The 12,736-nt window shown below is 69.7% G+C and carries 14 protein-coding genes; 6 read left to right on the top strand and 8 right to left on the bottom strand.

The window, feature by feature from the left end:
* Nucleotides 1-57: 57 nt before the first annotated feature.
* Both BKN37_RS00915 and BKN37_RS00910 read left to right on the top strand, forming a co-directional pair.
* Nucleotides 58-1,218 (top strand): enolase C-terminal domain-like protein, encoded by a 1,161-nt coding sequence (locus BKN37_RS00915; protein WP_071019770.1) that lies wholly within the window; start codon nucleotides 58-60, stop codon nucleotides 1,216-1,218.
* A gap of 4 nt (nucleotides 1,219-1,222) precedes the next feature.
* The gene (locus BKN37_RS00910; protein ID WP_071019766.1) at nucleotides 1,223-2,140 is read left to right on the top strand and encodes a ketopantoate reductase family protein; all 918 of its coding nucleotides are present in this window, start codon (nucleotides 1,223-1,225) and stop codon (nucleotides 2,138-2,140) included.
* Here BKN37_RS00910 and BKN37_RS00905 read toward each other — a convergent pair.
* Complete coding sequence (locus BKN37_RS00905; protein ID WP_242657030.1) at nucleotides 2,137-2,760, bottom strand: glycoside hydrolase family 25 domain-containing protein; 624 nt, start codon at nucleotides 2,758-2,760, stop codon at nucleotides 2,137-2,139. The genes BKN37_RS00910 and BKN37_RS00905 overlap by 4 nt on opposite strands.
* A gap of 122 nt (nucleotides 2,761-2,882) precedes the next feature.
* Nucleotides 2,883-3,353 (bottom strand): SRPBCC family protein, encoded by a 471-nt coding sequence (locus BKN37_RS00900; RefSeq protein ID WP_071019923.1) that lies wholly within the window; start codon nucleotides 3,351-3,353, stop codon nucleotides 2,883-2,885.
* Nucleotides 3,354-3,439: 86 nt separating this feature from the next.
* On the opposite strand from BKN37_RS00900, the gene BKN37_RS00895 reads away from it, so the two are divergent.
* Nucleotides 3,440-4,045 (top strand): GNAT family N-acetyltransferase, encoded by a 606-nt coding sequence (locus tag BKN37_RS00895; RefSeq protein WP_071019763.1) that lies wholly within the window; start codon nucleotides 3,440-3,442, stop codon nucleotides 4,043-4,045.
* Between the two features lie 72 nt (nucleotides 4,046-4,117).
* Here the strand turns inward: BKN37_RS00895 and BKN37_RS00890 are convergent, their stop codons facing one another.
* From BKN37_RS00890 to BKN37_RS00880, 3 genes are read right to left on the bottom strand one after another with little or no spacing between them, the layout of a single operon-like run.
* Complete coding sequence (locus tag BKN37_RS00890; RefSeq protein WP_083341496.1) at nucleotides 4,118-5,179, bottom strand: DUF4185 domain-containing protein; 1,062 nt, start codon at nucleotides 5,177-5,179, stop codon at nucleotides 4,118-4,120.
* Nucleotides 5,167-5,922: a DUF427 domain-containing protein gene (locus BKN37_RS00885; protein ID WP_071019759.1), complete on the bottom strand. Its 756-nt coding sequence runs from the start codon at nucleotides 5,920-5,922 to the stop codon at nucleotides 5,167-5,169. The genes BKN37_RS00890 and BKN37_RS00885 overlap by 13 nt, the downstream gene beginning before the upstream one ends.
* A 46-nt stretch (nucleotides 5,923-5,968) precedes the next feature.
* Nucleotides 5,969-6,643, bottom strand: a complete 675-nt coding sequence (locus BKN37_RS00880) for a TetR family transcriptional regulator (protein ID WP_071019755.1) — start codon at nucleotides 6,641-6,643, stop codon at nucleotides 5,969-5,971.
* Between the two features lie 69 nt (nucleotides 6,644-6,712).
* On the opposite strand from BKN37_RS00880, the gene BKN37_RS00875 reads away from it, so the two are divergent.
* Together BKN37_RS00875 and BKN37_RS00870 are read left to right on the top strand one after the other, a co-directional pair.
* The gene (locus tag BKN37_RS00875) at nucleotides 6,713-7,789 is read left to right on the top strand and encodes a ferredoxin reductase (RefSeq protein WP_071019752.1); all 1,077 of its coding nucleotides are present in this window, start codon (nucleotides 6,713-6,715) and stop codon (nucleotides 7,787-7,789) included.
* A 43-nt stretch (nucleotides 7,790-7,832) separates the two neighbouring features.
* Nucleotides 7,833-8,927 carry a fatty acid desaturase family protein gene (locus BKN37_RS00870; protein ID WP_071019749.1) on the top strand — a complete coding sequence of 365 codons (1,095 nt, stop codon included), beginning with the start codon at nucleotides 7,833-7,835 and terminating at the stop codon, nucleotides 8,925-8,927.
* A gap of 44 nt (nucleotides 8,928-8,971) precedes the next feature.
* Here BKN37_RS00870 and BKN37_RS00865 read toward each other — a convergent pair whose 3' ends face one another.
* The 3 genes from BKN37_RS00865 to BKN37_RS00855 are packed head-to-tail and all read right to left on the bottom strand — an operon-like array spanning nucleotide 8,972 to nucleotide 10,882.
* Entirely contained in the window at nucleotides 8,972-10,015 is a 1,044-nt protein-coding gene (locus BKN37_RS00865; protein ID WP_071019915.1) for a zinc-binding dehydrogenase, read from the bottom strand.
* Nucleotides 10,016-10,023: 8 nt separating this feature from the next.
* On the bottom strand, nucleotides 10,024-10,236 hold the full coding sequence (locus BKN37_RS00860) for a TOBE domain-containing protein (RefSeq protein WP_071019745.1): 213 nt from the start codon (nucleotides 10,234-10,236) through the stop codon (nucleotides 10,024-10,026).
* 40 nt (nucleotides 10,237-10,276) lie between these two features.
* Nucleotides 10,277-10,882, bottom strand: coding sequence for a TetR/AcrR family transcriptional regulator (locus BKN37_RS00855; protein WP_071019740.1), 606 nt, complete (start codon nucleotides 10,880-10,882; stop codon nucleotides 10,277-10,279).
* Between the two features lie 169 nt (nucleotides 10,883-11,051).
* Here BKN37_RS00855 and BKN37_RS00850 point away from each other — a divergent pair, with 169 nt between their 5' ends.
* Complete coding sequence (locus tag BKN37_RS00850; protein ID WP_071019736.1) at nucleotides 11,052-12,389, top strand: cytochrome P450; 1,338 nt, start codon at nucleotides 11,052-11,054, stop codon at nucleotides 12,387-12,389.
* The last annotated feature ends 347 nt before the right edge of the window (nucleotides 12,390-12,736 follow it).

The raw sequence follows: 12,736 nt of genomic DNA, 5'->3' as shown, positions 1-12,736 counted from the left end.
CTACCGCCTACCGCCGCCGGTAGCGTTTCTCCGACCCGACGAGGAGCACGAGAGCCCATGCGGATTACCCGGATCGTGGAGACCCCGATACGGCTGCGCGGCGAGATCGCCAATGCGCTGGTCGACTTCTCGCGGCACACGGTCTCGCTGGTGGCGGTGGTCTCCGACGTGGTGCGGCACGGCCAACCGGTCGCCGGGATCGCGTTCGACTCGATCGGCCGGTTCGCCCAAAGCGGCATCCTGCGCGACCGGATGATCCCGCGGGTGCTGGCCGCGTCGCCGGAGGCGCTGCACGACGAAGCCGGCCGCCTCGACCCGGCGCGGGTGCTGGCGTGCGCGATCGCCGACGAGAAGCCCGGCGGGCACGGCGATCGGGCCGCCGCGGCGGCGGCGCTGGAACTGGCGTGCTGGGACCTGACCGCCAAACTCGCCGACGAGCCCGCCTACGCCACCATCGCCCGGCACTTCTCCCGCGGGCCGGTCCGGCAGGTGCCGGTGTACGCCGCCGGCGGCTACTACTACCCGGGCGATGACCTGACCCGGCTGCGCACCGAGATGCGCGGCTACCGCGACCTGGGCTACACCGCGGTCAAGGTGAAGATCGGCGGGGCGGCGCTGCGCGACGACCTGGCCCGCATCGAGGCGGTGCTCGACGTGGTCGGCGCCGGCGCCCGGGTCGCCGTCGACGCCAACGGCCGCTTCGACGCGGCCGCCGCGTGCGACTGGGCGCGGGCCTTGAGCCCGTACGGGCTGCGGTGGTACGAGGAGCCCGGCGACCCGCTGGACTTCGAACTGAACCGTCAGGTGATCGAGTGCTACGACGGTGCCGTGGCTACCGGGGAGAACCTGTTCTCGGTGGCCGACGTGACCAACCTGGTCCGCTACGGCGGCATGCGCCCCGGCCACGACATCTTTCAGATGGACGCCGGGCTCAGCTACGGGCTGACCGAATACGCCCGCATGCTCTCGGTGCTGGAGTCGCACGGCTTCGATCGGCGGTGCGCCTACCCGCACGGCGGGCACCTGATCAACCTGCACATCGCCGCCGGGCTGGGGCTGGGCGGCTGCGAATCCTATCCGGGGGTGTTCGCCCCGTTCGGCGGCTACTCCCCGGGCTGCGTGCTGTCCGACGGCGCGATCACCCCGACCGACGCGCCGGGCTTCGGGCTGGAGCACAAGGCCGGCCTGACCGAGTTGATCGACGACCTGCTGGGATGAACGGATGAAGATTGCGGTAATCGGTTGCGGCGCGATGGGTTCGGTGTACGCCGCCAAGCTGGCGGCGGCCGGCCATGACGTGCTGGCCGTCGACCGGGCGGATGATCACATCGCGCAGATCGCCGCGCACGGACTGCGGATCAGCGGGCCGGGATACGACCAGGTGGTGGCGATGCGGGCGGCCACCGCCGCCCCGGCCGAGGAGATGGACCTGGTGGTGCTGGCGGTCAAGGCCGCCGACGTGGCCGCCGGGGCCGGCGACGCCCTGCCGCTGCTGGGGGCGACGACCCCGCTGCTGACCATTCAGAACGGGCTGGGGTCGGCCGACACCGTGGCCGACATCGTCGGTGGCCACCGGGTGGCGGTGGGCATCGCCAGCGGGTTCGGCGCGTCGCGCCGAGCACCCGGCTATGTGCACCACAACGCGATGCGCGCGATGCGGTTCGGCGCGTATTCGTCGCTGCCGTTCGCGACGGTCACCGAGATCGCCGCGGCGTGGAGCGAGGCGGGCTTCGACGCCGCCGCGGTGGCCGACATCGCCGCCATGCAGTGGGAGAAGCTGATCTGCAACGTCGCCTACAGCGCGCCGTGCGCGCTGACCGGGATGACGGTCGGGCAGGTGATGGACGATCCGGATATGGGGCCGGTCAGCCGCGCCGCCGCGACCGAAGCCTGGGCGGTGGCCCGGGCCGCCGGGATCGCCGTCGACGTCACCGACCCGGTCGCGCACGTCCGCGCGTTCGGCGCCCAACTGCCGGAGGCGAAGCCGTCGGCCCTGCTCGACCACGAAGCCCGCCGGGTCAGCGAGATCGACGTCATCAACGGCGCGGTGGTGCGCCAGGCCGCGCGGGTCGGTGAACCGGTGCCGGTCAACACCACGCTCACCGCGCTGGTGAAAGCGGTGGAACGGCGGTGGGGCTAGCCGGCGGCTAACGCGCCCGACGCGGGAATGCCGCACGCGGCCGCGAACTGCGGCGGGGACAGCCCGTCGGCGGAGTTCATGTCGCAGCGACCGAACGGCGGGCAGCCCTCGGGCAGGCCGCCGCCATAGCCGGTGCCGTCGGTGTACTGGTGGGCGACCTTGCCCGGGTAGGGCGGGTTGCTGCCGTAGGCGGCGATGATCAGCCGCAGCCCGGCAGGTTTGCTGCGCCACATGGAGTTGAGGTCGTAGACGTTGCCGTACCCGATGATGCGGGCCGGGCTGCCCGTGTAGCCGGCCAGATTCCAGTACAGGTCGTTGATCCAGGCCGACCCATCGCCGGCGGGATTGCCGCCGGATTCCACGTCGAGCATCAACGCGACCCGCGGATGCAGGCCACCGTTGGCGTTGATCATCGACTGCACGGTGTTGGCGTTGGCCTGCCAGTTCGGTCGGACGTAGGTGTAGACGATCCCGAACGTCAGACGGCCGCTGTCCAACGCCGCGCGCATCCAGGCGTAGTTGCGGGCGAAGTTGTGGTCCTGGTAGGTGCCGTCGCAGACCCGGATGGACAGCACCCGGTAGGGATACGAATCATCCACCGGCACTTGGTATTCGGACACGTCGGCGAACAGTGTATTAACGATACCGTCAAACCTACCCGTTGGCCGGCGGCCGGGCAACCGGACCGGCCGCGGCCCGGACCGTCGTGAGTTGCGCTGTGGCGCAACAGTATTTGCTGGCGCTAGCGGTTATAGCGGGCGGCCAACTTCGCCAGCGTGGCTTCGATCCCGGCGGTGTTTCTCCGCACGAAGCCCAACCGCTGGTAATACTTGAACCGGTCTTTGAGCGGTCCGGTGTCGGAGTAGTCGAACGTCTCGGTGACCCGGGTGACCGTCGGCGATACCGCGGCGAACTCCCAGCGCCAATGGTGGCCCACCGGGTGGCACCATTCGATCAGCTCATCGGGTTTCACCGCGGTGACCGTGCTGGTGATCCGGTACGGGAACCCGAACATCCGCATCTTGGTGGAGAACCGCGAGCCGGGAGCCAACCGCGCGGGGCCGTCGACGAAGGCGGCGACGGTGCCCGAGCCGTCCAATTCGTGGTGTCGACGCGGATCGGCAACCGAGGCGAACAGCTCCGCCGCCGGGGCGTGAACCTCGACGCTGCGACTGACCTGCTTGGGGCCGGCATCCACGGCGGTGACGGTCATGATGGCTACCGGCACTGACCGTACTCCCCACCGGGCAATGTGGCGAGGTCGGTAACGCCGCCCGCGCCGGGCATTAGCCTGACGACGTGAGCATCGAGGTGCGACCGGCGCGCAAAGCCGACATCCGTCCGCTGGCCAAGGTGTTGGGTCGCGCCTTCCACGACGACCCGGTGTCGATGTGGCTGTTGCCCAACGACAGATCCCGGGTCGCGCGGCAGAGCCGGATGTTCGCCGCACTGACCCGACACCAGCACTTCGCGGCCGGCGGCGTGCAAGTGGCCTGCGACGGCGCGAGCATCGGCGCTGCCGCGCTGTGGGATCCGCCCAATCGGTGGCAGCAGCCCAGCCGGGCCGAACTGCGGATGATCCCGGCGCTGATCGGCGCGCTGGGTCCGCGGGCGTGGCCGGGGCGGGTGTTGACCGAACTGATGAAGCGAGAACACCCGGAGGAACCGCACTGGTACCTCGCCGTGATCGGCAGCGACACCGCGGTCCGCGGCCGCGGCTTCGGGCAGGCCCTGATGCGGTCGGGGCTGGCCCGCTGCGACGCCGACCACGCCCCGGCGTACCTGGAGTCGAGCAAGGCCGACAACGTGCCGTACTACCAACGGTTCGGCTTCGACGTCACCGGCGAGATCGTGGTGCCCGGCGGCGGCCCGACGCTGTGGAAGATGTGGCGGCCGCCGCGGTGAACCCGGTGAACCACCCGCTGACTCTGCGTCCACCAGGCAGAAGTGCGAGTGGAGTCCCGGGTACACGCAGAGTCAACGCGTCAACGTGGCTTGAAACTGCATCACCCGATACGGCCAGCCCTGCGCGGTGTTCCACTGCGACACCAGCAGACCCACCCCGCCGGGGCGGTCCAGTTCCGACCCGGGCAGCAGATAGCCGCCGTAGAGCTGGGCGACCCGGCCGCGGGCGTGATCCTCGCTGTCCCAGCCGGTGCCGACGATCGGCAGCTGGATCGGGGCGTCGCGCACCTCGGTGGTGGGGGAGTCCAGCACCCGGTAACCCAACGCGTAGCGCGACGCCAGGAAGCCGCCGAGAACCCAGCCGCCGCCGGCCAACCGCCGCAGCGTCAGCTCCCCCCAGGTTTCGCCGTCCGGGGTGATCGGGACCGGGTCGTCGCCCCAGCGCCACCGGCCGGTGGCGCCGCGACCACGCGCCGCATACTTCGACGGGTCAGCGAGGTCTTTGGGCCGCACCCGGTACAAGACGATGCCCTTATCCCGCTGAAAACCGGTCGAGACCACGTACACCCAGCCGTCGTCGGGGTCGTAGTCCCAGGACCAGCACTGCGCGTGCCCGCGGTGCCGCCGCCCCGGGAACTTCACGCCCAGCGGCCGCCAGGTGATGCCGCTGTCGTCGGAGCGCCAGATCTCGGTCCACACCACGTTGCCGAATCCCCGGTTGACGATCGCGTGCAGGTACAGCGCATCATCCACCCGCAACAGGTCCGACGGAATCACCGTGCTGATGCCCCGCCGGGAGCGCACGGCGTCGACGCCGGGGGCGATGTTGCGGTGCTCGTAGTGCCACAACTGGTGGGCGTAGTCGGGGTCGGGGCCGCCGGCCCGCCGGTAGCGGATCCGGTGTCCGGCGTCGCCGGTGCCGATCAGCACCACCGGCGACCGCCAGTCCCCCTGCCCAACGTGGCTGCCGGAGAAGGTGTCGCCGAACACCGACACCAGCGTGCCGTTGGGGGCGAGCACCGACGCGCCCAGGTCGGTGCAGGTCACCCCCCAGCGGTCGGTGATGCCCGGGCCGGTGATGTCGGCCAGCTTGCCGACTTCCGGGGAGCGTCCGGTGCCGCTCACCGCGACCACGGGGTCACCGGTCGGGGCCGGTGCTCCCCGTCGACGATGGTGTCCACCCGCTCGTCGAAGAAGGCGACCCGGTCCCGCACCGGCTCGGCCTCCCGCAGCGGGTGCGGGTAGGACCAGGCCAGATCCGGCGGCCCGCCGGGCACCGCGAAGTAGGCGGCTCGACCCTTGTACGCGCAGTAGGTGACGGTGTCGCTGGGCTGCAGATCGACGGCGATGTCGGCGCGCGGCAAGTAGAACCGCACCGGCAGCCCCGTCTCAAACAGCAGCAGCGGCCGCGATGACTCGGCCAGCACCCGACCGTCCAGCTCCACCCGGACCCGTCGACTGCTGGCCAGGATGTCGATCCGGTGGTACGGATCGTGCGGGTGCGCCACGACGGGCTCGTCTTCTTCGCGCCACTCGAACGCGCCGAACTCGAGGATGACGTGGTCGGCCAGGTCCGGGTCGTTGGGCCGGAACGCCGCCGCTACGCGCCGCGCCTCGCCGGCGATCACGTCGAACCCGGACCCGGCGCAGCTGTGCGACGGGGCGGCGTCGCCCGCCGCGGGTTCCAGCCGCGCCGCGACATCCGCCACCGGGACCGCGTAGCCGGGCACCACCCGGCCCGGCTCCCAGACCAGCCGGCCGTCGGTGGTGTCGGCCACCGGCTCTCCGGCCAGGTAAGCCCGCAGGCGTTTGTCGGTGCGCTCGTAGCGCAGCGATCCGAGTACGTCGCCGAGCAGATCCCGCATCCTGGTGCCCATCGCCCCATCATCGCCGCTGCGGCTGCGCGGAGAACCTGGAAACGCTTTACAGGCTGCTGCGCCAGCCGGCGACGCCGATGGCGATCATCCGCAGCTGTTTGATCGCGGTGCGTTTGATGTCGGCCAGCGCCTCGGCGCTCTGGGAATCCTCGATCGCCTCGGCGGTGACGATCATCGAGTTGACGAACAGGGTGGCCAACACGTTGAGGTCTTCGGTGCTCCAGGCGTTCAGGCCCGGGAAGCGGGCCAGGTCGGTGGCGAGCTCGGAGGTGATGAGCCGGATTTCGGTGCGGATGGCATAGCGCAGCACGGTCACGCCGCTGGAGCGTTCCCGGCCGATGAACCGCCAATGCTCCCGCTGCTGATCGACGCTGGCCACCAGGATGTCCACCGACGACTCGATCACCCGATTCGGGTCCAGCCGGCCGGCGCGGGCTTCGCGCAGCATGTCGCGCAGCGCGCGGAACGATTCGTCGATGAGCGCCAGGCCCAGGGCCTCCATCGATTCGAAATGGCGGTAAAACGCGGCCGGCACGATGCCGACCTCGCGGGTGACCTCCCGCAAGCTCAGCCCGGAAAAGCTGCGGTCGTCGAGCAGTTTGAGGGCCGCGGCGATGATCGCGCGCCGGGTGGCCTCCTTGCGTTCCTCCCGCGTTTGGGTCTCCCGCGGGCGGCTCCGGCTGGATCGGTGGGGCCGTGAACTAGGAGTACGACTGTTCACTATGTGAACCCTACCACAGAGCTGGAGAAACACTTGACGGCCTGCGGGTTACCGTCTCACAGTGTACACATGTTCACTCAAATTTTGACTCGTTCCGTGGGCCAGCGGGTGCTGGGGTCCGGGCTGGTCAACCTGCTCACCGGGCCGCATGGCGTCGACCGTTACACCGAACTGGTGGACCCGACGCTGGTGTCGGGTGAGGCGCGCGCCAAGGTCGTCGCCGTGCGCCGGGCCACCCCGCGCAGTGTCACCCTCACGCTGGCGCCCAACGCCGCGTTCACCGCCCGCAACAGCCTGCGGGCCGGCCAGCACGTCAACCTCACCGTCGAGATCGACGGCCGCCGGCACACCCGGTGCTACTCGCCGGCCAACGCCGAAGGCGCCGACTACCTGGAGCTGACCGTCGGCCGGCACGAGGGCGGGCTGGTGTCGAACTACCTGTACCGGCGCGCCGAAGTCGGGATGGTGGTTGGCCTCGACGCCGTCGCCGGGGACTTTGTGCTGCCCGCGCAGCGGCCGCGGCGCATCCTGTTCGTCGCCGGCGGCAGCGGCATCACCCCGATCATGGCGATGCTGCGCACCCTGCGCGACCACCGCCACGACGGCGAGCTGGCGGTCATCCACTACGCCCGCAGCAAGGCCGAGGCCTGCTATCACGACGAACTGGCGGCGCTGCCCGGGGTGCGGGTGCTGCACGGATACACCCGTTCACTGGGCGACACCGACCTGACCGGTCATTTCGACGCGACCCACCTGTCCGCGGCGTTGCCCGACCCCGACGCCGTCTACGTGTGCGGCCCGCCGGCGCTGGCCGACGCGGTACGGCAACACTGCGGCAACGTCAGCGCGGAGTCGTTCGTGCCGCCGGTGTTCGACGTGCCCGCCGAACCGTCGGGCGGTCGGGTCAGCTTCGCCGACAGCGGCGTCGAGGTCACCGACGACGGCCGGTCGCTGCTGGAGCAGGCCGAGGCCGCCGGGCTCAACCCGCAAAGCGGATGCCGGATGGGTATCTGCCACACCTGTACCCGCCGCAAGACCTGCGGTGTGGTGATGAACCTGACCACCGGTGGGGTGTCGACCGCCGACGAGGAAGACGTGCAGATCTGCGTGTCGGTCCCGGTCGGCGACGTCGAACTCGCCCTGTGAATCGGCGCGTCGCCGCTTCACCCAACCTCGTAAGGGAGCACCCATGACACAGCAGAAGATCACCCTGACCCCCGAGCAGCTCGACGAGTTCGGCCGCGAACTCGACGCCATCAAGCAGCGCGTGTTCGACGACCTCGGCCAGCGCGACGCGGAGTACATCCGCCGCGTCATCAAGGCGCAACGCGCCCTGGAGGTCGGTGGCCGCGCCCTGCTGTTCTTGCCGCCGGCCTGGCCGGTCGGCACCGTCATGCTCGGGCTGTCGAAAATCATCGACAACATGGAGATCGGCCACAACGTCATGCACGGCCAGTACGACTGGATGCGCGACCCGGCGTTGTCCGGCCGCAACTTTGAGTGGGACACCGCCTGCCCGGCCGACCAGTGGCGGCACTCGCACAACTACATGCACCACACCTACACCAACATCGTCGGGATGGACCGCGACATCGGCTACGGCATCCTGCGGATGAGCGAGGACCAGCCGTGGGAGCCCTACTTCCTGGGCAACCCGCTGTACGCGTTCCTGCTGATGGTGCTGTTCCAGTACGGGGTGGCGGTGCACGAGCTGGAGGCCGAACGCCTGCGCGCCGGCGAGATCCGCCTGGCCGACAAGCGCGAGATGCTGGCCGAGACCTGGCGCAAGACCCGTCAGCAGACGTTGAAGGACTATGTCGCGTTCCCGTTGCTGGCCGGGCCGTTCGCGCCGTTGGTGTTCGCCGGCAACCTGACCGCCAACCTGATGCGCAACGTGTGGGCGTTCACGATCATCTTCTGCGGCCACTTCCCGGACGGCACCCAGGAATTCACCGCCGAGGAAACCCGCAACGAGACCCGCGGCCAGTGGTACTTCCGGCAGATCCTGGGTTCGGCGAACCTGACCGGCGGCAAGCTGTTTCACCTGCTGTCCGGCAACCTGTCGCACCAGATCGAGCACCACCTGTTCCCGGACATGCCGGCGCACCGTTACCCGGAGATCGCCGCCGAGGTGCGCGAGATCTGCGGCCGCTACGGCATCCCGTACAACGCCGGCCCGCTGTACAAGCAGTTCGCCACCGTGGTGCGCAAGATCGTGAAGCTGGCGTTGCCGTCGAGCAAGCCGGCGGCGAGCAAACCCAGCCCGCAGCCGGTCGCTGCCTGAGTCTCCCGAGCGCTGGAGCGCTGGAGCGGCGGACTACGGGCGCCCTAGGGCTGGACCAGGATGCGGATGGGGTTGCCCTCGCCGCGCGCCAGCTTGTCGATCCCGAGCCGGATGTCCTCGAGCGCAATGACCTCACTGATCGACCGGGACAGGTCCAGCCGCCCGTAGGACACCAGCCGGGCCAGGGTCTCGATGTCGACGTTCTGGTAGCCGAGGTGCCCCAGCACCTGCTTGCGGGTCAGCCCGAACATCGAGGTGGGCCCGATGGTCGGGGACTGCGCACTCATCCCGACACCCACCAGCCGGCCACCGTTGGCGACACAGTCCAGGGCCTGCTCGAAGGTCGCCTTCAAACCGACCGCGTCGAACGCCACGTCCAGTTTCCGGCCCCCGGTGACCTCGGCGATCTTGTCCTTGAGGTGCTCGTCGCGGGAGTCGAAGGCGTAGTCGGCACCGAGCTCGCGGGCACGGTCGAGCACGGCCGGGTTGATATCGACGACGACCACCGGGGCGGCGCCCACCAGCCGGGCCAGTTGCAGGATGTGGGTGCCCACTCCGCCGGCGCCCCAGACCCCGACCGATTCGCCGACGGCGACCCTGCCGGTGCGCACCACGGCCCCGAACGGCGTCGAGACCGCGTCGGCCAGGATCGCGGCCTGCTCCAGTGGGACGTTGTCGGGCACTCGGGTCAGGCCGGCGGCCTGCGCGAGGGTGTAGTCGGCCCACGCACCGTCGTAGGCGAACGCCATCAACTGGACCTGCAGGCAGTTCACCACGTCGCCGCGGCGACAGTTCGGGCATTGCTGGCACGGGCGACCCGCGGCCACCACCACCCGGTCGCCTTCGGCCCAGCCGGTCACCCCGGGGCCGAGCTTGGCGATGGTGCCGGAGGCCTCATGGCCCTGGGTCACCACCGGGGCCTGCGCGGGAAACGTGCCGTTGATCAGGCTCAGGTCCGAATGGCAGATCCCGCAGAACGCGACCTTGACCAGCACCTCGCCCGGCCCCGGCTCGGGCACCGGAACATCCTCCAGCGCAACGGTTTTAGTGTCGGCATAGAAGCGTTCCGCGCGCATGGTGGCGGCCACGGCGGCCGTCACTCGACGCCGATGGTCACTTCGGTGGACTTGATGAACACCGTCGCGGGCTGGCCGGCCTTGAGGCCGAGGTTCAGCGCGGCGTCCTTGGTGACCGACGACGTGATCACCTGCTCGCCGCCGTCGAGGCGCACCTTGACGATCGCCATCACAGTGCCGACGTCGACCTCGGTGATGGTTCCGGTGAGCTGATTTCGAGTCGATAGCCGCATGCCAGCCTCCACGTCGTCGGCGGTTTGCGATGAGCGTAGTTCAGCGTCGCCCGCCCAGCAGCGCGATCGAGGCATCCACGGCGGGGTCGACGATTTCGCGGACATTCTTGCCGTCTTCGACCGCGAGTGCGGTCAGTTCCCGCAGCCCGCCCAGCAGGATCACCGCCAGCGCGGGCGTCAGCGGCGGCACCTGGGCGCGCTGGAAGCCCGGGCTGCCGCTGAGCTCGACCAGCAGCGTGGTCAACAGCTGCAAACCCTGGCGCTGCACCGGACGCCCGGCGGCACCCAGGGAGGGCAGCTCGCGGATCCAACTCAGCGTGATGGCCGGGCGGGACTCGATATTGGCGACGTAGGCCCGCACCGCCTGACGGATCTGGTCCCGCCAGTCGGCGTCGGGGTCGACGCTGGCCTGGATGTCGTCGCGCAGCTTGTCGTTGTTGTCCCGCAGCAGCTCGAGGAAGCACTCCTCCTTGCCGCTGAACTGGTCGTAGAACGTGCGTTTGGAGGTGCGCGCCGCGCGCACGATGTCGGCGACGGTGGTGGCGCGGTACCCGCGCTCGGCGATGGAGGCGGCCAGGCCGTCGAGCAGCCGGCGCCGAAACGGGTCGGCACCGGTCAGCGCCCCGTCATCGACCGCTGCCGTCATCGGCGCCACTCCTCCTCATCGCTACGCTCTGCATCGTCGTCGGCGCGTGTCATCGGCGCCACTCCTCCCGAGCCAAAACCCTTGCCAGGGATTGGTACCACAGAGTACCGTACCGATTAGGCCACGTGGTACGTCGCGGTACCACGACTTTGTTGGGAGTGTCACCGCCATGAGCGAAGCAGTCACCGTCGACAGCCACACCGCCACGACGCCGGCGCTTAACGTGCCGCCGGGACCGCGAATTCCCAAGGCGCTGCAGGGCATCGCGTTCTCGCTGGCCCGACGGTGGGCGGTGGAGCGGCTGGCGCGCCGGTACGGCAGTGCCGCCACCCTCAACGTGCCGCTGTTTGGCCGCATCGTGGTCATCAGCGATCCGCAGCTGGCCAAACAGATCTTCACCTCCAGCCCCGAGGTGCTCGGCAATATTCAGCCCAACCTGAGCCGGCTGTTGGGGCCGGGCTCGGTGTTCGCGCTCGACGGCGACGAGCACCGTCGGCGGCGCCGCCTGCTCGCGCCGCCCTTCCACGGCAAGAGCGTCAAGAACTACGAGGCGATCATCGAGGAGGAGACCCTGCGCGAGACCGCCGGTTGGCCCGAGGGCCGGGAGTTCGAGACGTTGCCGGCGATGATGCGCATCACCCTCAACGTGATCCTGCGGGCGGTGTTCGGCGCCGAGGGGGCCGACCTCGACGAGTTGCGCCAGATCATCCCACCCTGGGTGACACTGGGTTCGCGGCTGGCGGTCCTGCCGATGCCGACCCGCCGCTACGGCCGCTATTCGCCGTGGGCCCGGCTGGCCGAGTGGCGGCGTCGCTACGAAATCACCGTCGACCGGCTGATCGAGGTGGTGCGGGCGGATCCGAACTTTGAGCAGCGCACCGACGTGCTGTCCCTGTTGCTGCGCAGCAGCTATGAGGACGGTTCGGCGATGTCGCGCAAGGATATCGGTGACGAGCTGCTCACCTTCTTGGCCGCCGGTCACGAAACCACCGCGTCCACCCTGGGTTGGGCATTTGAGCGGCTGCGCCGGCATCCGGCGGTGCTGGCGGCGCTGGTGGAGGAGGCCGACGCCGGCGGCAACGAGCTGCGCCAGGCGACGATCTGGGAGGTGCAGCGCAACCGGACCGTCATCGACTTCGCCGGTCGGCGGGTCAATGCGCCGGTGTTCGAACTCGGCGAGTGGGTGCTGCCGCGGGGTTGTTCGCTGTTCGTCGCCATCTCGCCCATGCACGCCAACGCCGACGCCTTCCCCGATCCGGAGCGGTTCGATCCGCAGCGTTTCGTGGACGCCAAGCCGTCGACCTTTGCCTGGATTCCGTTCGGTGGCGGAACCCGGCGCTGCCCGGGTGCGGCGTTCGCCAACGTGGAAATGGATGTGGTGTTGCGAACGGTGTTGCGGCACTTCACCATCGAGACCACGTCGGCGCCTGGGGAGAAGTGGCATTCCCGCGGGGTGGCGTTCACCCCGAAAGACGGCGGGCGGATCGTCGTACACCGGCGTCGGTGAGCCCACCGAATTCCCAACCGACCGGTTGATTAGGATCGGCCGTCATGTTGCGTCCTGAAAGTTGGACTGGACTAGCGGGTGGGAGTCCCGTCCCGGTAGGCACCGGAGCGCCGGGTAGCAGGCCCCGGTTCGTCGCGGAGACGTGGCGGGCTGAGCGGGGTGTCGAGAGCCTCTTCGGAGGGAGCAAGTGTGCGGGCCGTAGCGTTAAGCGAACTCTGCAGCCTCGTCAGATTCACAACGGAGGAGCCGAGCCGCTCATGTCACGGCGAAGGCCATGTCCGGGGAGCCCTGGTCCGGGGTCAGCTCGTCGGGTCCTTCCGGGGTATGGGAGGCGGCACGTGCATACA

Origin of the sequence: Mycobacterium talmoniae (assembly GCF_001854525.1) — a bacterium.
Classification (GTDB): domain Bacteria; phylum Actinomycetota; class Actinomycetes; order Mycobacteriales; family Mycobacteriaceae; genus Mycobacterium; species Mycobacterium talmoniae.
Note: the sequence above shows the minus strand (reverse complement) of the source record. Positions and strands in the feature narration are given on the sequence as shown.